Raw genomic sequence first — 16,842 nt, forward strand, 5'->3', positions numbered from 1 at the left:
GATCAGTGGGTAGTCGTCACGTCGTGGTGGTCGCCTCCGGTAACCGCAATGTCGCTTGTATTGCTGACCAAGTTTGCACCCTGGACCAGTTCCTGATGGTACCCGGAATTTGCGAGGATCGACGACGAGTCGGCGTGGCTCGTTCCAGACAAGTCATGGCCGGCGATCGGCGTGTTCGGATCCCAGCTCGACTTGCTGTCGAAGCCTATGCCGGCGTCGCTATGGGAATCTCCGCCCGATGAACTCAGGTCATTGGTGGCGTGTTGATTGTTCATCGTGACATTGTAGGCGGTGTCCATGTCGGCAAGGTTGTTGGCCTGCACCAAGCTGAAACCGGTGTGGTTGCCGTCGCCGTTTAGCGCGTTGTTGAGGATATTGTCGAGATTGAGGTTGAAGGAGTAGTCGCTGCCCAGATTGAAATTCAGGTCTCCGCCGGCTATGCCGACATTGCCGCTGATGCTGCCGATGTCCTTCAGCGTGCCGAAGTCATAGTCGGAGGTCGTGGTCTGGTGCGTGCTTGAGTCCGAGTAGCTGTAGGAATTGCCGCTATCCTTCGTATAGGTGTTGCCACTGTCCTTCAAATGCGTGCTCGAGTCCGAATAGCTGTTACCGCTATCCTTCGTGCTCGTGTTGTAGCTGTCCTTGGTATCCGTAATCGAGGTTACCTTGGTGTCCGTGTCTTGGTGGTTGTACGAGCTTGTGTTGTTGGTCGTCGTTGTGTTGGTCTTGCTGTCGTAATCATAGCTGTTGTCACGATTGTCGCCGTTTCCATTCGTCTGGGAGGCGTCCGTGTTTGTCGTGGTGGTGCTGCTGTCATTGTGGCTGTTGGATGAATTGCCAACGCCCACCAGACCAGTGGAACCGTCGTCAATATTCGTCGAGTTTACAGCGCTGTTGGCAAAGCCGTCTGCAAGAGCTGCAACTTTGCTATGATCATCGGTCGAAGTCGTATTGGTCGTATTGCCGTTGTTCGAATTCACAGTCGCATCGATGTCGAGAAGAGCCATTTCATTTCCTCCAAATGAGGAGGCCGTCCCGAAATCCCTCTCATCTTAAATGGGATTTTACTCGTGGCGGCCCCAACTCCGTTAACAATGCGGCAGATCTACAAGGTACATTTCTGCCGTCGAAACCGGCCTGTTGGCTCAGGCCTGGCGTATAAAAGGATTTGTCGCTAAGCAAAACGTGGACGAACAAATCCCGTTCGACGCTCGCTAGAGCGCCAATCCTCCATTCTCCGATCGTTTTCACTAAGTGTGGGGAAGGGTCTGCCGGTTACGCGATTACAAGGACTGGCTTGACGTGTTCCCCGATACCGCTGCCTTGCGGAACGTCATGAATGTGGCTGAAAAATAAGCAATCTAATAGATACCAATTCGGGTTAGCGCCTCGCAAGAGCACCCTCCTTACCTGCGGCATAGGTCAGATTAGGCGATCAGTTCATTGTTTATATTCAGCTTTTCGAATTTTGCTTCCGTAACGTAAGGCAATAGTAAATTGACGTAACGGAATGAAGTAAACGTCACCGAAATTGGTCCTGATAACCCCTCCTACTTACCTTCAGTCAATAGCGTTAACTGTGACGGAAGTAAATTTTTGACACCGATCGAAATCATTGGGGACCGTTGCAATAATGAACCACTCACCCTGATTTTCATAATGTAATAAAAAAGATACCGACTCTTACTATGCTTAACGCTATCGTCACGCGGAGTAGACGCCCGTCCGGATAAGTCAATAGTTACAATCTGCTTAACCGTTTATGCAAGATGCACTTACTCATCGTCTCCAGCCGCACGAAACCCGGCACCCAACCAAATGGAAAAGACCGCAAACGTGCGAAACTGCACGAATTTGGGGGCTTCGTATTAGTCATATTCCCACATTTACGATAAAAATTAACGCATTTGCGGCGAAATTAACCCGTTTGGGCAATTTGCATTTTTTTGGACGTGTATTAGTGTTATTAAAAATAAGTTAAGAAGACTGCGCAGTCAGTTCCTATATAAGAGCACAAAGCTCATACAAAATAATTCAATAAAAGCGGGTTAACCAACTAATAGCTGCGAGCTTTGGGGGATGCACAAATGTACATCGCAAGCACAAGAGCAGGGAATGCGGACGAGAACCACAGTATCATACCGCTAAGAGATACGATCGTTGTACTGGCCGACGCCGATTTGTTTTCGGAGTGCTTGGCGCAGGCTTTGGGAGTGCGTTTTACTGGCTATGACGTCGTCAGCATCGCTGATCCGAAGGCCCTTCAGGGAGGTATCCTTGAGGGAGTTAGACTGGTTCTGCTTTATCATCTGCCAACAGATGACCTGCAGGATACTCTGAAGGCATTACGCGCTAGTTCGCCAGGGATATCGATTGGACTGGTTGTTGAGACCATCGATCTCCTCGATCCTTACGTCGGCCGACTTGTCGAGGGACGTAATATTCACGGCGTGCTACCGCTCAATCTTCGCCTTGACGTTTTCATGGCGGCGATCGATCTGCTGATGAAGGGCGGCGAACATTTCCCTTCAGCGCTTCTGCGCAGGCTGACTGCGGAAGGACAACATTCTAGTTCGTCTTTCTACTCGACGCCGGTTCGGCTAGCGGCAAACCACAAGGCCTATGACGATACTCTCGGATCAAGGGGAGGCAACCTGCAGGCGTTGACAACGCGGGAGGTCCAGATTCTCGACCTCATCTGCAAGGGGACCCAGAACAAGATCATTGCGGACCAGCTCAACCTGTCTGAAAATACCGTCAAGGTTCATGTCAGAAACATCTACAAGAAGATGAATGTCCGCAATCGTACTGAGGCGGCTTCGCGTTTCTTCAACTCGGATGTGGGGCTGGATTCGTCGCGCAAATGGCGCAACTAATCAGTACCTGAAATATCAACAGGCCGCCGCGCATTGGTTTATCGACCAGCGGCGGCCTTTTCTTTGCGGTTCATCCTCTTGCCCCAGAATGGCCGTCCACTACCCGCTGCTACTTTGGCGTTCAGGCCATCCATATCCATCCAGTAGAATGATGCGATCGACCTGCTGCGGGTCGCCATCGATGTGACGCGTTGGCCACAGCGCTGCGACATTTTGGCTTGCTAACCGCTCTCCCGCTTGTATATGAGTGCGCGCTTACTATATGGCATAGAATTATAAGGTTGCTTATGAATAGCAGGCTTTTGAATGACTTCGACACCAACCCTCGGCTTTCTTCTGCATGACGTTGCCCGGCTTCTGCGCAAGCGGTTCGAGCAGCGCGCGAGGGGCTTTGGCCTCACGCGGTCGCAATGGCAGACCCTTGCCTACCTTGCCAGCAATGAGGGCATCCATCAGGCCGGACTTGCCGAGATGCTGGAGATCGAACCAATCACGCTCGTTCGTATCCTCGACAAGATGGCCGATCGCGGATTAATCGAGCGCCGCCAGCATCCGACCGACCGCCGTATCTGGTTGCTCTACCTGCGCGATGAAGCGCGTCCGCTTCTTGCCCGCATACGGAGCCTCGGCGACGCGACGATGGGAGATGCCTTGGAAGGCATATCGGACGAAGACCGCAACCGCCTTTTTGAGGCGCTGACACTGATGAAGACCAACCTGCTTCAGGGCTGCCGTCTGGCGGCGGCCGACAAAGAGACAAATCATGGCTGAACCACATTCATCTATCCGCATTCACGCCAACGCAAACACCAGCGAGAAGATCGTCGCCCCGGAAGAGGTTGCCGAGGCTCCTCAGGCTACCCCAGCTGTGGCTCCAGCCGCCGCAGGCGTGGCAACTCTTGTGGCTGCGCCGGTCAAGCCGCACAAACGCCGCAGCCCGACGCGCCCTATCCTCTTCGCGCTATTGCCGGTCGCGCTTGTCGTCGGCGGATATTATTACGTCACCGGCGGGCAGATCATGTCGACCGACAATGCCTATATTCAGGCCGATATGGACGGCGTGACCACTGACGTGTCCGGTCTGGTCGCGTCGGTGGATGTGCATGAGAACGAGCTGGTGAAAAGGGGGCAGGTACTGTTCCGCCTGAGGCCGGATACCTTCCAGATCGCATTGGAGGGCGCGCAGGCACAGCTTGGCGCAGCGCGCAACCAGATCCTGAACCTGAAGGCCAGCTATCAGCAGACGCTCACCCAGATCGCGCAGGCGCAGGCAGACATCCCCTATTTCCAGACCGCGTTCGATCGGCAGCAGGCGCTGATCAACAGTTCTGTCGCCTCCAAGGCTGCCTATGACGAAGCCAAGCACAATCTCGATGCCGCACAGCAGAAGGTCGAGGTCGCCAAAGCTCAGGCTGCGACAACCCTTGCCCAGATCGGCGGCGATGTGAACCAGCCGGTCGAGCAGAACCCGATCTACCTGCAGGCCAAGTCAAGCGTCGACAACGCACAGCGCGAGTTGGACGATACCGTCGTGCGCGCATCGTTCGATGGCATCGTGACGAATGTCAACGCGCTGCAAGTCGGTCAATATCTGACGGCGGCGCAGCAAGGTTTCTCGCTGGTATCGGCCAACAATCTTTGGATCTCCGCCAGCCCCAAGGAAACCGAGCTGACCTACGTCAAGCCCGGCCAGCCGGTTGACATCTCAGTCGACACCTATCCCGGCATCGTTTGGAAGGGGACCGTCGCGAGCGTCAGCCCGGCCTCCGGGTCAAGCTTCTCATTGCTGCCCGCCCAAAACACTACGGGCAACTGGGTCAAGGTCGTGCAGCGCATTCCGATGCGGATCAGCATCGACGATGCAGCCGGCAAGCCGCCGTTGCGCGTCGGCATGAGCACGGTCGTCGATGTCGACACCGGCCGCGCCCGTGGCTTGCCGGATTCCCTTGCCAAATTATTGGGCCGTTCGAACGGCAAGGATCATGAGTAGCGCTTCCGCCAGCGACGCGCCGGTCGTCGCCAATCGCGGCGCCATCACGGCCTGCGTCATTCTTGCCGTCATCATGCAGGCGTTGGATACGACTATCGCAAATGTCGCGCTGCCCTACATCCAGGGCAGCGTCTCGGCCAGTGCGGACCAGATCAACTGGGTTCTGACTTCCTATATCGTGGCCGCGGCGATCATGACGCCGCCGTCGGGGTTCCTATCGGCAAAGTTCGGTCGCAAGCGGGTGTTGCTGACCGCAATCGGCGGCTTCGTCGCCGCGTCGGTTCTCTGCGGCTTTGCGCAGTCATTGCCGCAGATCGTCGCCTTCCGCCTCATGCAAGGGCTGTTCGGCGCGGCACTCGTTCCGCTGTCGCAAGGCATTCTGCTCGATATCTATTCGGTTGAGGAGCGCGGCAAGGCCATGGCATTGTTCGGCGTTTCGGTCATGGTCGGCCCAGTCCTCGGCCCCGTGATCGGCGGCTGGCTGACGGATCACATCAGCTGGCGCTGGGTTTTCTACATAAACGTGCCGATCGGGGCGCTGGCATTCATGGGTATCGTCGTCTTCGTCAAGGAGACGAAGATCGATGCGCTTGCCAAGCTCGACCTGTTCGGTTTCAGTATGCTCAGCTTGGGTATTGCGTCGCTGCAGCTATTTCTCGACCGGGGCGAGCAGCTCGACTGGTTTTCGTCAGGTGAGATCATGATCGAGGCACTCGTTTGTGCCGGAGCATTCTATCTGTTCCTGGTCCACACGTTCACGTCGGAGAAATCCTTCGTCAATCCGCGCCTGTTCCTCGACCAAAATTTCGCGGTCAGCATGCTGTTTATCTTCATCGTCGGCGTTACCTATCTGGCGTCACTGGCGCTGATGACGCCTTACCTCCAGACGCTGATGGGATATCCAGTCGTCACCGCCGGCATCGTGATGGGGCCGCGGGGGCTCGGCACGATGGTGTGCATGTTCCTCGTCGGGCGATTGATCGGCAAGGTCGATACGCGCTGGCTGCTTTTGCTCGGCTTGGGGCTCACTGCCTGGGCGATGTACGAGATGACCGGCTGGACTCCGGATGTCTCCCAATGGACGATCATTTCTGTCGGTTTCGTGCAGGGCGCCGGCCTTGGCTTCCTGTTCGTGCCTCTCACCACGATTGCCTTTGCGACGCTGCCGGCACAGATGCGCGGCGAGGGGACCGGTCTTTACAACCTTTCGCGCAATATCGGATCGAGCGTAGGTATCTCAGTCGTTTCGGCACTGATCACCGAGAATACCCAGAGCAACCATGCGTCGATTGCAGCCTACGTGACGCCGTTCAATCATGCTTTTGCAGCGCCGGCTGCGGTGCAGAGCGTCGATCCGCTAACCGCGATCGGCAGAGCCAGCCTCGACGGCATCATCACGCTGCAGGCGACAATCATCGCCTATATCGATGATTTCAAGCTGTTGATGCTGATGTCGCTCTGCGCGATGCCGCTGGTGATCCTGTTACGCAAGCCCGCGACCCCCGCCGCCGTCGATCACAGCATCGCCGTTGAATAGGCAAGCCGCCGAGATCGCCTTGGCCTCCTTTGCGGTGAAGCTCAGGGAAATCGTTTGCTGACAAAGCGCGAGCCGAGTGCGCCGAACCGCCAAAGAGGATCGACGTTCTTGGTGATGCCGATCCTCTTGTCGGTCACGACAGCCACCGGCTCTGCTTGCGAGAGCTCGAACGGCTGGGCGTCAAGCGACCGGCCATTCAAAGTCAGGTCGATGCCGAGGGCCTGGGTCAACTTACCGGGGCCGCTGCAGAGCTGAGGGAGGTTGGTCAGTCCGCGTCGTTCGATCATCTTGTCGATACCGGTTTCCGGCTCTAGCCCGCGGATCAGGACCGCGCATCCCGGCAGGCAGACGAAATTGACGCACCAGTGGATGCCGTAGGAGAGATAGACGTAGACGTGCGCGGGTGGGCCGAACATGACAGCGTTGCGCGGGGTCGAACCATTGAAGGCGTGGGAGGCAGCATCGTCGTTACGATAGGCCTCGGTCTCGACAATCCGGCCGCCGACTCCATCCACGGAAAACCGCCATCCGACGAGATCGTGGGCAACGGTGACTGCGTCTCGGCGGAAAAAGCTACTCAAGCTATCTGAGGACAAAGGAGCGAGCCCAATGGAACGGTTTTCGATCGACCGAAAAGTGCGACCGGAAGCCAGAGCTGGTTAGCGATGGACCAGACGCGTTACAGCACGCCGGCTGCCAGTGCCGATGCGCTGTTCGGCAAGGAAGCCGAAACCGAGGCCGAGGGTCGCCCAGAGTATTGCATGCATACCGAGCGAGGTTACTCTGAAGCGCCAAAGGACGACGGCAGAAAAGTTCTCCGGTACCTCGTTGATGGCGGGCATTGCATATTGAACGACCGCAATGATGGCAACAAACGCGATGCCGGCGATAATTATCGCGTTCCATTGCCCGTAGCGCGCAACAAGGTTTCGCGCCAAGGCGACGGCACCCATCATTGCCGCGATGGAAATGATGATCATGACGAAGAAGTATTCCGTCCTGACGCCGATTGTCTCCGGATTTCCGACCGAAGGCGGATTCGCCGGGTATTTGATATCGGGCACGAGGGCGATGGCGACGAAGGCTGCAAGCGCGATCAGGGCTGCCGTGGCGCGGGGTCCGAACGGGCTTACGCGTCCATAGGCATAGGAGAAGGCGAGGGCGAAAAGGCCGCCGATGCCGACGCTATAGGCCATAATGGCAGTGAAGAGCCCGATACCGGCCTGTGTTTCGCGGCTGACGATTTCCGGCTCTGGAGTTTCCCCCTTTGCCTGGTTGATCCGGTCCTCGAAGGCGATGGCGCTATCGACCAGCGGCTCTCCGAAAGTCCGTGCGAAGGCAAACACCAACAGGCCAGCCAGCACCCCAGCGATCATGCCGCGGAGCAAAAGATTTCCAACCATGTTGGCTACTCCTTAGTGGCAGGGAAAGCCGAGGAGATGGCGACCGTCGTGCACGAATTCGTGGACGTACATGCCTGATATAAGCGACGTCGCGCCTTCTTCGGCGCCGACGAAGTAAATTGCGAGCATCAAGATGATGCCGGCGAAAATTGCCCAGGGCAAAATCTCGCCAAGCGGGATGGGTGCAGGGCCGACCGCTGTCCCGAATGTGATGTCAGACATGTGTTAGTTCCTTTAAGAATGACGCGTTCCGTCGATGACAAGGAGTGTTGGCGTAGGGTCTGGCTTACCACGGAAGAAAACCTTCAATCCGTCGATTACAGTGGCGCGACCGCGCCGGGCTTTCACCGGCTTCCATAGCGACAACCTGACCGTTATATCTGCGCCATGAGCTTGTTGTCAACGAACGCATGTAAGCCGTCAGGAGCCGGATGTCGTTCATATTGGAGAGAATTTCGCTTTGAACGTGCGATTGACCTTTGTTTGTCACGGTGCGACGGCGAGCAACCGAACTGCGACTTTCCCTGGCGACGAACCGCTGGAGGAAAAGGCAATTCAACAGACAAGAACGTTGGCGCGACTGCTCGATCGCGCCGACCATGTCTGGACGAGTCCGGCATTGCGGGCTCGCCAGACCGCGGAGTTCCTGTCGCTCGACGGAGAGCCTGACGCGATCCTGCGTGATTGCGATTATGGGCGTTGGAGCGGCAGGACGATGATGGATATTCAGGCCACGGAGCCGGAGAACCTTACTGCCTGGATGACGGATGCCACGGCCGCCCCGCACGGCGGCGAATCATTTTCTGCGCTTAGCGAACGGGCAGGATTGTGGATGGATTGCCGGCTTGGCTACAGCGGTCACACGATCGCCATCACCCATGCCTCCGTGATCCGGGCCGCATTGCTGCATGTCCTGCAGGCGCCGTTTTCAACGTTTTGGAAAATTGACGTGGAGCCGCTCAGCATCGTCCAGATGAACGGAGACGGGCGCCGGTGGGCACTGCGGCTTACCGGCCGGGCAGGTGCGATGCGCTGAGAGTTATACGAGACCAAAAATAAAGCCCGATCGAAACCGACCGGGCTTGACGCTATTTTCTGTAAACCGCTCGCGCTTAGCGCTGGCGTGCCTTGCGGGCCGCGTAGCGACGATCGCGCTCCGCCTTGCGCTCTGCCTCATCGGCGATAACCCGTGCGATGCGGTCCTTTGCAGCGGCTTCGCGCGCTTCAGCTTCCTGACGTTCAGCTGCCGTCGCAGCTTCGGTCTGCGCTGCGGCTTCGGCGAGTTGGCGCTCACGGGCCTCCTGCTTCAGCTGCTCGCGCTCCGCGCGCCTCAGCTCGCGGGCGGCAGCGATTGCTTCGCGCTCGAGGCGCTTTGCGACCATCTCTGGATCGTCGGCCTTCGGAGCGGTTTCGAACTTTTTCAGAAGCAGCTTCTTGGCCTCGGCAGCAGCCTTGCGGCGCTCGGCAAAACCATTATCGTTAACGTGTCTCAATCCAACGTCCTTGTCGGTCCAGAATAATCAGGAAAAGGGCCTGAGGAAGCGTCTTAGCGCTTCGTGACCTTTTTTGGCTTGGTAACCTTGGGTTCTGTATTCGCTTCTTTTTCCAGACGCAACTCACGCAACCTTGCGGTCTTCGCCTCGCGTTCGGCTGCCACTGCGTCTATCTCGGAAATCGTCCGGCTGCGCGCCAGATATTCGGTCTGGGTCTTACTGAAAGCCAGCTCAGCCTGCTGTCTTGTCTTGCTCGAATTCTCGGTCAAGTCCTCAATCCTTCAAAGCACGGTGACGAAGACGATAGAGCGAAAAAAGGCCAGACAATTGTCTGACCTTCTGTTGGTAACCGCCTCAGCAACATGCCAGTACATCCGTGGTCATGGCGAGGCTGAAAACCTTTAAGCAGCGCGAAGCTGTGCAGCGGACATCTTGCCCGACTTGCTATCGCGTTCCAGTTCGAAGTCCAGCTTCTGGCCTTCGACGATTTCGCGCATGCCAGCGCGCTCGACGGCAGAGATGTGAACGAATACGTCCGCACCGCCGTTGTCAGGCTGAATGAAGCCGAAGCCCTTGGTGGAGTTGAACCATTTTACTGTGCCAGTGGTCATAACGAACCCTTTCTGTAGCAACAAGTGTTAACCGCCGTACGACGCACGACAGCATTTCATCTCGATTTTTGAAGGGGAAGTTCGTCAAGTAAGCGCACTGAGCGCCAGCAAAAACAAATATCAGTCAAACAACTATCGATGACCTGTAGATAGGCGCTTCGCACCCTCTTGTCAACTTTTAGTTCGTTTTGACTGATGACGTCACCTTCACGTTTGTAAGTTTTGTTGCATCTCGCCGCTGCTTCGGCGGCGAAAGTGCGGAATTGAAAAAAGGTTGGATCAGGCTATGCGACGGGCCTCACGGAAGGAAACAAGCCGCTTGCTGCCTTCGTCCCAGAGGACGAGATTGACGCAGCGCAAGCTCTGCATGATCGTGATTCTGCCGATGTCGCCGAGCTCCGGATAGTCCCTCAGCACCTCGGGCAGCCGGTAATATGGCACCTTGCTCGACAGGTGGTGAACGTGGTGGATGCCGATGTTTCCGGTTATCCAACGCAGGACCAACGGCAGATCGTAGTGAGAGGAGCCGTGCAGCGCCGCCTGCTGGAATTGCCATTCATTACCTTCCGACCAGTGCGTATCTTCAAACTGGTGCTGGACATAAAACAGCCAGACGCCGGCGGCAGCGGCAAGAACGACGATTGGAAGATGGACCAAAAGGAACGGAACAACGCCGATCCACCAGATAAGGAGTGCCGCGAGAATTGCGATGGCGCCATTGGTCGCCATGGTGGAAACCCAGGGCAGGGCACCGGAGCGCATCATGCCGAACGGCAATCGCTGCTTGAAGAGGAAGACCCAAATCGGCCCGATGCCGAACATGACCAACGGGTTGCGGTATAACCTGTATTTCAGCCGTCCAGCCGCAGAAAGAGCCTTGTATTCCTTGACAGTCAAGGTCGCGATATCGCCGACGCCGCGTTCATCGAGGTTTCCAGCCGATGCATGATGGGTGGCGTGGGCGCGCCGCCAGTAGTCATAAGGCGTCATCGTCAGCACTCCGATCACCCGGCCAGTCCAGTCGTCTATCCGGCGACGCGCGAAAAAGGAGCCGTGACCGCAGTCGTGCTGGATCATGAACAATCTCAGCAGGAATGCGGCGGCCGGGATGACCAGGACCATTCCGATCCATATGCCGTAGTGAACGGCGAGCCATGACAAAATCCACAGTGCCGTGAAGGGGATGACCGTCACGGCCAGCTCGAACGTGCTGCGTCCCGCGTGGGGCTTGCGATATTTCGACAGGATCTTGAGCCAGGCGGTTTCGCTTGGTCCGCTCGCCTGATCGAGGGTGGGGGCCATGTTCATCAAAAACTATGCTTTCGGAGCTGTTGCGCGATTGTGTCGACGCGTATTTAAAGGGTATCCCGTGACTGGCAACACAAATTCAGTCCCGGTCCCACCGCCGCACGAAATTTCGCTTGCAGCCCATATCATAGCACAAGCTGTAGCCGACAACACTAGGCTGGCCGGGGGTGCGGCGATATTTCATATTTCGCTTATAGATTGCGATCGAGAAAACGTCGGTTGCGATGTCACCATGCATACATGATCGACGAAAAGCGCTAGAATTCGGTTTCGCCTCTCGAGTCGATGCAGCCGCTGTTGGGATCGCGCTGCGCAAGGGCAAGTTCCACGATGACCATTTTTACCGTCAGGCACGTCACGACCTACCGCTATCGGCGTTCGGTGGAGTTCGGCCAGCATAGGCTGATGTTTCGCCCCCGCGACAGTTTCGACCAACGTCTGCTCGATGCGACGCTGATCGTCGATCCGGAGCCGAACCATGTCCGCTGGGTGCATGACGTATTCGGCAATTGCGTGGCGCTCATCGACGTTTCAAGACCGGCCTCCGAGCTGCGTTTCGAAAGCCGCATTAGGCTCGACCATACGGCGCAAGTTGCGCTGGACCTGCAGATCGACGACGAGGCGCTGAGCTATCCCTTCAGCTATGATGCCGATGAGATCGCCGACCTGGAGCCGACGATCAGGCGCCACTATCCGGATGCCAGCGACGAGGTCGGCCAATGGGCACGGCAATTCGTGCGTATCGGCCAACCGACTGAGACCGGTCATCTGCTGATGACGCTCTGCTACGCGATCCATGAAAGCTTCGGCTACACCAGGCGGCTGGAGAGGGGGACGCAGACGCCGCAGGAGACCCTGGGGCTGCGACGCGGCACGTGTCGCGATTTCGCTCTCTTGATGATGGAGGCAGCGCGTTCGCTTGGTCTCGCCGCCCGGTTCGTTACGGGATATGTTTATGTTCCCGATCGGGACGGCTCGAACACTCGCGGCGGCGGGTCTACCCATGCCTGGTGTCAGATCTACCTTCCCGGTGCCGGATGGGTGGAATTCGACCCCACCAACGGCATTGTCGGCAATCGCGATCTCATTCGCGTGGCGGTCGCCCGAGATCCGAGCCAGGCGATCCCATTGACGGGGAGCTATGACGGGGAGGCCGTCGACTACATTGATATGTCCGTGCAGGTCAACGTTACGACGGAGGACGCTGCAGGCGGCTTTCGCCAAGCTGATATTAAAAAAATGGAACACACCCCGCGCATGAGCGTTCACCGGTAAGTTTTGCCAAACTCGGCAAAAATCCTTCACCCAGGGATGCGCAATGAAGATCCGCGCCGGATTCCGTATTGGCTACGAATGCCCGCAACCGACACCGATGTTGCTCGTGCTCAATGTTCATCCATCTCGCCGTGTCGATCTCCTGACCGATCAGCTTCTGGAATTCGACCAACCGATCGATTGCCGGGAATACACCGATACATTCGGCAACGCCTGCGCTCGCATTGTTGCGCCCACAGGGCTGACGACGATCAGCACCGATTTCGAAATCTACGACAGCGGCCTTCCGGAGCCAGTTCCAGAAAGTGCGATACAGCACGATATCAAGGATTTGCCCGACGACGTTCTTATCTTTCTGCTCGGTAGTCGCTACTGCGACACCGATCGTCTGGGTGATTTCGCCTGGAGCCAATTTTCTGCTGCCCCCCTCGGCTGGACGCGCGTGCAGGCGATTGCCGATTTCGTTCACGATCATATCGAATTCGATTATCAGCGAGCAGATCCGCTGCGGACCGCGCATGGCGGCTATCTCGACAAGACCGGCGTGTGCCGCGACTTTGCGCATCTCGCCATCACACTCTGCCGCTGCATGAATATCCCCGCGCGCTATTGCACGGGCTATCTCGGGGACATCGGCGTGCCTGTCGATCCCAACCCCATGGACTTCAGTGCCTGGTTCGAGGTGTATCTCGGCGGCCATTGGCATACGGTCGACGCTCGCCACAACACCCCAAGAATCGGAAGAATCCTGATGGCAACCGGTCGCGATGCGACCGACGTGGCGCTGACGACCAATTTCGGCCCTGCGACGCTTGCTCGCTTTGAAGTCGTAACCGAGGAAGTGCCGATGGGCTAAAGTTGTCCAGCGACCTGACCTGAACAGGTCAAACCATGATTCGAATCACTGACATCGACAGCCCATGGCAGCCCCAAACTCCTCGTATCGCCGGAGTTGGCATCCCCTGCCGTCGTGTCAACAAGGCTACCGCGAGAAGTTGGGAGGAGGCAAACGACGAACCTCCAGGCGATTTTTTGGACAGGCCGACAAAGCCACGGGATGAATGAATGAGGCGCCTGTGGCTGAAGTCAGCCGTCACGGCGATATTGCTCAACCGACTATTTCAACAATGTGCTTTGGGCTCGCAGAATAGGCGCAGCTGGAACATTTTGGCTCGCGCCCTATTGGCGGAAAAGGAGTGAGGATGTCGAAATTCTACTTTAAAACCAAGGATAACGACGGGACCTGGTTGGGGCACGCACCGCTCGAATGCCCGACACATTAGGCCGCGATCACGCAGGCAAAGAAGGTCCTTGCCGACATGGCAATGGATGGAATCCCCGACGGTAATGGTTGTCAATTATCGGTGGAAGTCGAAAATGGCGAACATGAGCCGCTTGTCCAGTGAGCCTCATCCTCGAAGTGGATTACAAAGTGCCGCGCCAATAACGGCCGATGACAGCCCGTTATCAAAATTGCTAAGATGAACGCAGGATGAACAATATTGTGGTCTAGACGTTATCTTCGTGAAAGGAGCGCTGATCATGTTCATGTCCATCCTTCCCACCGGCGGAATCGTCGGAGCCCAGATGGCAGGCCTTTGCGCCGCAGTCTCATCGGCCATAGCCTATGCGGCAGGTCTTGAGGATGCCAGAATACGCGTGACAGAGGATAGTGGCGTCATTTACCTTGATGGCTCGGCTCCAAGCCTTCATGTGGTGGAAACGGCAATGGGTGTTGCTCGCGACATCGCCGGCAACGCGATTTGCAATAGAATAGAGCCCGCCTACTGACGCGCTCTGGCGTTCCCTGCAAGCTTTTTAGTTGAGCGGGAGCTTTGCTTCGTCCGCCGCGGCGATGAATTCATCGCGCGATTCTTCCGGCTGTCAGAGCGCCCGCGGCAGGGCGGATTCCTCGACTATCTTCGCAACAAACGAATGGCGACTTCGGTCGCGCCTCTTTCACCCCGCGACGGCATGGAAGAACTGTTGCGTCGGCGAGCGTTTGCCGGCATTGCGATCAAGCGGTTGGCCGGGCTGCCAAAGCGGCCTGAGAAGGGCTGGCGGTGTTAGGAAACGCGGTGCTGAAGACTTTATGGCGAACTGCGCGAAGGTTTGTGTCCCATCGGGAACAATCAATGGCCGCAGACATTTAGAGGCTACAAGCTCATGTTGGAAGGAGCCTCGAAATGACTCACATCGGAGATTTTCAGCGGCGTAGGCCGGTTCGCGGCCGTCCCTACACGCTCGACGAATTTGCAGCCAAGTATCGTCTCTCGAGGCAAGCGGCAGAGGACCTGTACGTGCGCTTCGGCCCCTCTGCCATCGAGCTCGATCTTCTTATGGCCGCAAAACGCCGCGTTCCTGAAATGCCGGAGCGTCTTGCCGAATAACGGCTCGCCCGGCGCTTCCACGCAGGCAAGCACCGCGAGATTGCCGATCGTCTCGGGAGGTCCAGCGACCCCGTGCTTCTCTCTTACGAGCTTTTGATGCTATCGCTTTCAAAAAGGCCTCTCGCTCAAGATGTGAGCGGAGACCGCGTTGTCGGTTAGGATGAGGCACTCTTCCTCTGAGTAGCCGTATTGACCGCAGACTTTGCCAAAGTCGTCAGGGCGGAATCCGTGTCCGACTCTTCCTTCAGCGTCGCGTCGAGAAGGTTCACCGCATCGCGATAGCCAAGCTGTGCCGCCCAGGCCTTGAGGGTGCCGTAACGGGTGATTTCATAATGTTCGACGGCTTGGGCCGACGAGATCAGGCCGGCATCGAGGGCAGGGGTGCCTTTGAACTCCTCGATGATCTCTTCGCCCTCAGCGATAATCCCCTCGATGGCCTCGCAAGTCTTGCCGTGGGCGCGCTTGCCGATGATCTCGAACACCTGCTGCAGGCGCTCCACGTGACCTTCCGTCTGCTGAAGATGCTTTTCGAAGGCGGCCTTCAGTTCCGGCGCGGTTGCCGCCCGCGCCATTTTCGGCAACGTTTTCACGATCTGGCGCTCGGCAAAATAGATATCCTTTAGGGTGTCATGGAAAAGATCGTTGAGTGTCTTTTCTGCCATTGGTCTCTCCAATGATTGTCTATTGGCGGAAAGTTGCGCTGATCAACGTGCCTTCTACGCAAATGTTCCTGCTCTGAAGGCTGTACGAAACCGGCCGCGCCTCGATTGACAAACGCGGCATTTGCGGATGAAGAGACGCACGCGGTGGACAAATGCCGGGCGTCACCCATTCCAGCAGGCGAGGAAACGCAAGATGAAGTACTTCACAGTCGAGATCGGCGGACGGCCAATTGCATGCTTTCGCTCGGAAGATCAGGAAGATGCCGAGCATTTCTTCGAGGCAGAAGATTTTCGCGAAGACCTGACTATTCTTTTGTCGGATGGGAAGCCGCTGTGGGATGGTCGCGCCGCTCTCAATCTCAGAGAGGCCAACGCCGCGGAGAAAGGCGAAGTCGATCAGGCCTACGAGTTCGACGCCGACCTGCAAACAGAAGCCGACGATGAATTTGTGGTTTTCTTGGTGCCTGTTACCGACCCGGCAGACGACAGCGACGACGAATAGGATCGTTGCCTTCCACTTAAGCCGTCAAACAAGATGGTCGCACCGCAATGGCGCGGCGCTCGCGACAACGCCCTAGGTGTGTGCCGGCTCCGTTAACGCGCGGAATGGGAACTTGCGGCCGCATTGGCAACGAACGACATAGCTTTCCTGGAAATTCGATGACCGCTGCTCGAAGAAGCCCTTGGGCATCTTGTCGACGGCAAAGCCTGGATGCTTGCGAACACGATGTTCGTCTTCCGAGGCTTCGGCAAAGCCGTTATTGCCGCATTGCGGGCAGGTCAGTTTCTTCGAAAAACGGTCGCGAGCAGCCATTACGTTCTCCAGGCCAATCAAGTGGCGACCCACCAAGAAATTTCCGTTTGTGCAGCCAGCGAACGGGCCGAACTGCAAACCAACGGCCATCCAATCGAAAATCGGATGGCGGAAGAGGTGGGATTCGAACCCACGGTACGGTTTCCCGCACGCCGGTTTTCAAGACCGGTTCCTTAAACCACTCGGACACTCTTCCGTAACCGGCCTTATGACCCAAACGGCGCCCTCGTGGCAAGGCCGTCGTGGCGGATGTAGCGGACTTTTTTGCGCGTGGCGCTTCTGTGGTCAAGGTTGAATGGTGGTCTGCGATTGTTAACGCCCGCCCGCCCGATAGGCCGATCAGGAAAGGGTCCATTAACCATAATTGTTAGAATTGTTCCTATTTTGGCCGATCGGCGCGCAAATTCGACAAGATGCAATCATGATTAAAGTCCCGTTAGGTGATTGCGACGTATGCGGAATCTGGCTCGGGAAGACTGCGGC

21 protein-coding genes and 1 tRNA gene are annotated in these 16,842 nt (G+C 56.9%); 11 read left to right on the top strand and 11 right to left on the bottom strand.

The genetic code is table 11. The features are described 5' to 3' along the window. Positions 1-2 precede the first annotated feature (2 nt). Positions 3-1,007, bottom strand: coding sequence for a fibrinogen-binding protein (locus AB4Z52_RS23480; RefSeq protein WP_442220305.1), 1,005 nt, complete (start codon positions 1,005-1,007; stop codon positions 3-5). Between the two features lie 1,080 nt (positions 1,008-2,087). Between AB4Z52_RS23480 and AB4Z52_RS23485 the strand changes: the two genes are divergently transcribed. From AB4Z52_RS23485 to AB4Z52_RS23500, 4 genes are all read left to right on the top strand, one after another. Continuing rightward, complete coding sequence (locus AB4Z52_RS23485; RefSeq protein WP_442220306.1) at positions 2,088-2,876, top strand: helix-turn-helix transcriptional regulator; 789 nt, start codon at positions 2,088-2,090, stop codon at positions 2,874-2,876. A gap of 306 nt (positions 2,877-3,182) precedes the next feature. Next, entirely contained in the window at positions 3,183-3,647 is a 465-nt protein-coding gene (locus AB4Z52_RS23490) for a MarR family winged helix-turn-helix transcriptional regulator (RefSeq protein ID WP_442220307.1), read from the top strand. Then, positions 3,640-4,866: an HlyD family secretion protein gene (locus tag AB4Z52_RS23495; protein ID WP_442220308.1), complete on the top strand. Its 1,227-nt coding sequence runs from the start codon at positions 3,640-3,642 to the stop codon at positions 4,864-4,866. Before AB4Z52_RS23490 ends, AB4Z52_RS23495 begins: the two co-directional genes overlap by 8 nt. After that, positions 4,859-6,403, top strand: coding sequence for a DHA2 family efflux MFS transporter permease subunit (locus tag AB4Z52_RS23500; protein WP_442220309.1), 1,545 nt, complete (start codon positions 4,859-4,861; stop codon positions 6,401-6,403). The genes AB4Z52_RS23495 and AB4Z52_RS23500 overlap by 8 nt, the downstream gene beginning before the upstream one ends. A 41-nt stretch (positions 6,404-6,444) precedes the next feature. Here the strand turns inward: AB4Z52_RS23500 and AB4Z52_RS23505 are convergent, their stop codons facing one another. The 3 genes from AB4Z52_RS23505 to AB4Z52_RS23515 all read right to left on the bottom strand — a co-directional run bounded on the left by AB4Z52_RS23505 (position 6,445) and on the right by AB4Z52_RS23515 (position 8,028). Beyond that, positions 6,445-6,984 carry a DNA-3-methyladenine glycosylase gene (locus AB4Z52_RS23505; protein ID WP_442220310.1) on the bottom strand — a complete coding sequence of 180 codons (540 nt, stop codon included), beginning with the start codon at positions 6,982-6,984 and terminating at the stop codon, positions 6,445-6,447. 78 nt (positions 6,985-7,062) lie between these two features. Then, the gene (locus tag AB4Z52_RS23510; RefSeq protein WP_442220311.1) at positions 7,063-7,806 is read right to left on the bottom strand and encodes a CbtA family protein; all 744 of its coding nucleotides are present in this window, start codon (positions 7,804-7,806) and stop codon (positions 7,063-7,065) included. Positions 7,807-7,818: 12 nt separating this feature from the next. Further along, entirely contained in the window at positions 7,819-8,028 is a 210-nt protein-coding gene (locus AB4Z52_RS23515; RefSeq protein WP_442220312.1) for a CbtB domain-containing protein, read from the bottom strand. A 238-nt stretch (positions 8,029-8,266) separates the two neighbouring features. Here AB4Z52_RS23515 and AB4Z52_RS23520 point away from each other — a divergent pair, with 238 nt between their 5' ends. After that, positions 8,267-8,842, top strand: a complete 576-nt coding sequence (locus tag AB4Z52_RS23520) for a histidine phosphatase family protein (RefSeq protein ID WP_442220313.1) — start codon at positions 8,267-8,269, stop codon at positions 8,840-8,842. Between the two features lie 76 nt (positions 8,843-8,918). Here the strand turns inward: AB4Z52_RS23520 and AB4Z52_RS23525 are convergent, their stop codons facing one another. The 4 genes from AB4Z52_RS23525 to AB4Z52_RS23540 all read right to left on the bottom strand — a co-directional run bounded on the left by AB4Z52_RS23525 (position 8,919) and on the right by AB4Z52_RS23540 (position 11,218). Continuing rightward, positions 8,919-9,299, bottom strand: coding sequence for a DUF6481 family protein (locus AB4Z52_RS23525; RefSeq protein ID WP_442220314.1), 381 nt, complete (start codon positions 9,297-9,299; stop codon positions 8,919-8,921). A gap of 53 nt (positions 9,300-9,352) precedes the next feature. Then, positions 9,353-9,568 (bottom strand): hypothetical protein, encoded by a 216-nt coding sequence (locus tag AB4Z52_RS23530; RefSeq protein ID WP_442220315.1) that lies wholly within the window; start codon positions 9,566-9,568, stop codon positions 9,353-9,355. A gap of 132 nt (positions 9,569-9,700) precedes the next feature. Continuing rightward, the gene (locus tag AB4Z52_RS23535) at positions 9,701-9,910 is read right to left on the bottom strand and encodes a cold-shock protein (RefSeq protein WP_111162401.1); all 210 of its coding nucleotides are present in this window, start codon (positions 9,908-9,910) and stop codon (positions 9,701-9,703) included. A 279-nt stretch (positions 9,911-10,189) separates the two neighbouring features. Further along, entirely contained in the window at positions 10,190-11,218 is a 1,029-nt protein-coding gene (locus AB4Z52_RS23540; protein ID WP_442220316.1) for a fatty acid desaturase, read from the bottom strand. Between the two features lie 330 nt (positions 11,219-11,548). Here AB4Z52_RS23540 and AB4Z52_RS23545 point away from each other — a divergent pair, with 330 nt between their 5' ends. From AB4Z52_RS23545 to AB4Z52_RS23565, 5 genes are all read left to right on the top strand, one after another. Beyond that, positions 11,549-12,493 (top strand): transglutaminase family protein, encoded by a 945-nt coding sequence (locus tag AB4Z52_RS23545; RefSeq protein WP_442220317.1) that lies wholly within the window; start codon positions 11,549-11,551, stop codon positions 12,491-12,493. 43 nt (positions 12,494-12,536) lie between these two features. Continuing rightward, the gene (locus AB4Z52_RS23550) at positions 12,537-13,349 is read left to right on the top strand and encodes a transglutaminase-like domain-containing protein (protein ID WP_442220318.1); all 813 of its coding nucleotides are present in this window, start codon (positions 12,537-12,539) and stop codon (positions 13,347-13,349) included. Between the two features lie 433 nt (positions 13,350-13,782). Continuing rightward, entirely contained in the window at positions 13,783-13,899 is a 117-nt protein-coding gene (locus tag AB4Z52_RS23555) for a hypothetical protein (RefSeq protein WP_442220341.1), read from the top strand. A 136-nt stretch (positions 13,900-14,035) separates the two neighbouring features. Beyond that, the gene (locus AB4Z52_RS23560) at positions 14,036-14,284 is read left to right on the top strand and encodes a BON domain-containing protein (protein WP_442220319.1); all 249 of its coding nucleotides are present in this window, start codon (positions 14,036-14,038) and stop codon (positions 14,282-14,284) included. A gap of 395 nt (positions 14,285-14,679) precedes the next feature. Then, entirely contained in the window at positions 14,680-14,883 is a 204-nt protein-coding gene (locus AB4Z52_RS23565; protein WP_442220320.1) for a hypothetical protein, read from the top strand. Between the two features lie 155 nt (positions 14,884-15,038). Here AB4Z52_RS23565 and AB4Z52_RS23570 read toward each other — a convergent pair whose 3' ends face one another. Then, positions 15,039-15,545: a YciE/YciF ferroxidase family protein gene (locus AB4Z52_RS23570; protein WP_442220321.1), complete on the bottom strand. Its 507-nt coding sequence runs from the start codon at positions 15,543-15,545 to the stop codon at positions 15,039-15,041. 193 nt (positions 15,546-15,738) lie between these two features. On the opposite strand from AB4Z52_RS23570, the gene AB4Z52_RS23575 reads away from it, so the two are divergent. After that, on the top strand, positions 15,739-16,047 hold the full coding sequence (locus tag AB4Z52_RS23575) for a hypothetical protein (protein ID WP_442220322.1): 309 nt from the start codon (positions 15,739-15,741) through the stop codon (positions 16,045-16,047). Between the two features lie 72 nt (positions 16,048-16,119). Here AB4Z52_RS23575 and AB4Z52_RS23580 read toward each other — a convergent pair whose 3' ends face one another. Further along, positions 16,120-16,359 carry a hypothetical protein gene (locus tag AB4Z52_RS23580; protein ID WP_442220323.1) on the bottom strand — a complete coding sequence of 80 codons (240 nt, stop codon included), beginning with the start codon at positions 16,357-16,359 and terminating at the stop codon, positions 16,120-16,122. Between the two features lie 106 nt (positions 16,360-16,465). Continuing rightward, a tRNA-Ser gene (locus AB4Z52_RS23585) sits at positions 16,466-16,555 on the bottom strand. Positions 16,556-16,842 lie beyond the last annotated feature (287 nt).

Origin of the sequence: Rhizobium sp. 2YAF20 (assembly GCF_052114685.1) — a bacterium.
In the GTDB taxonomy this organism is placed as follows: Bacteria; Pseudomonadota; Alphaproteobacteria; order Rhizobiales; family Rhizobiaceae; genus Rhizobium.

Coding starts and splice junctions, on each gene's coding strand:
- AB4Z52_RS23535 (WP_111162401.1), bottom strand. CDS start 9,910: ATGACCACTGGCACAGTAAAATGGTTCAACTCCACCAAGGGCTTCGGC.
- AB4Z52_RS23580 (WP_442220323.1), bottom strand. CDS start 16,359: ATGGCTGCTCGCGACCGTTTTTCGAAGAAACTGACCTGCCCGCAATGC.
- AB4Z52_RS23565 (WP_442220320.1), top strand. CDS start 14,680: ATGACTCACATCGGAGATTTTCAGCGGCGTAGGCCGGTTCGCGGCCGT.
- AB4Z52_RS23560 (WP_442220319.1), top strand. CDS start 14,036: ATGTTCATGTCCATCCTTCCCACCGGCGGAATCGTCGGAGCCCAGATG.
- AB4Z52_RS23550 (WP_442220318.1), top strand. CDS start 12,537: ATGAAGATCCGCGCCGGATTCCGTATTGGCTACGAATGCCCGCAACCG.
- AB4Z52_RS23575 (WP_442220322.1), top strand. CDS start 15,739: ATGAAGTACTTCACAGTCGAGATCGGCGGACGGCCAATTGCATGCTTT.
- AB4Z52_RS23510 (WP_442220311.1), bottom strand. CDS start 7,806: ATGGTTGGAAATCTTTTGCTCCGCGGCATGATCGCTGGGGTGCTGGCT.
- AB4Z52_RS23500 (WP_442220309.1), top strand. CDS start 4,859: ATGAGTAGCGCTTCCGCCAGCGACGCGCCGGTCGTCGCCAATCGCGGC.
- AB4Z52_RS23490 (WP_442220307.1), top strand. CDS start 3,183: ATGACTTCGACACCAACCCTCGGCTTTCTTCTGCATGACGTTGCCCGG.
- AB4Z52_RS23495 (WP_442220308.1), top strand. CDS start 3,640: ATGGCTGAACCACATTCATCTATCCGCATTCACGCCAACGCAAACACC.
- AB4Z52_RS23515 (WP_442220312.1), bottom strand. CDS start 8,028: ATGTCTGACATCACATTCGGGACAGCGGTCGGCCCTGCACCCATCCCG.
- AB4Z52_RS23570 (WP_442220321.1), bottom strand. CDS start 15,545: ATGGCAGAAAAGACACTCAACGATCTTTTCCATGACACCCTAAAGGAT.
- AB4Z52_RS23545 (WP_442220317.1), top strand. CDS start 11,549: ATGACCATTTTTACCGTCAGGCACGTCACGACCTACCGCTATCGGCGT.
- AB4Z52_RS23485 (WP_442220306.1), top strand. CDS start 2,088: ATGTACATCGCAAGCACAAGAGCAGGGAATGCGGACGAGAACCACAGT.
- AB4Z52_RS23540 (WP_442220316.1), bottom strand. CDS start 11,218: ATGAACATGGCCCCCACCCTCGATCAGGCGAGCGGACCAAGCGAAACC.
- AB4Z52_RS23480 (WP_442220305.1), bottom strand. CDS start 1,007: ATGGCTCTTCTCGACATCGATGCGACTGTGAATTCGAACAACGGCAAT.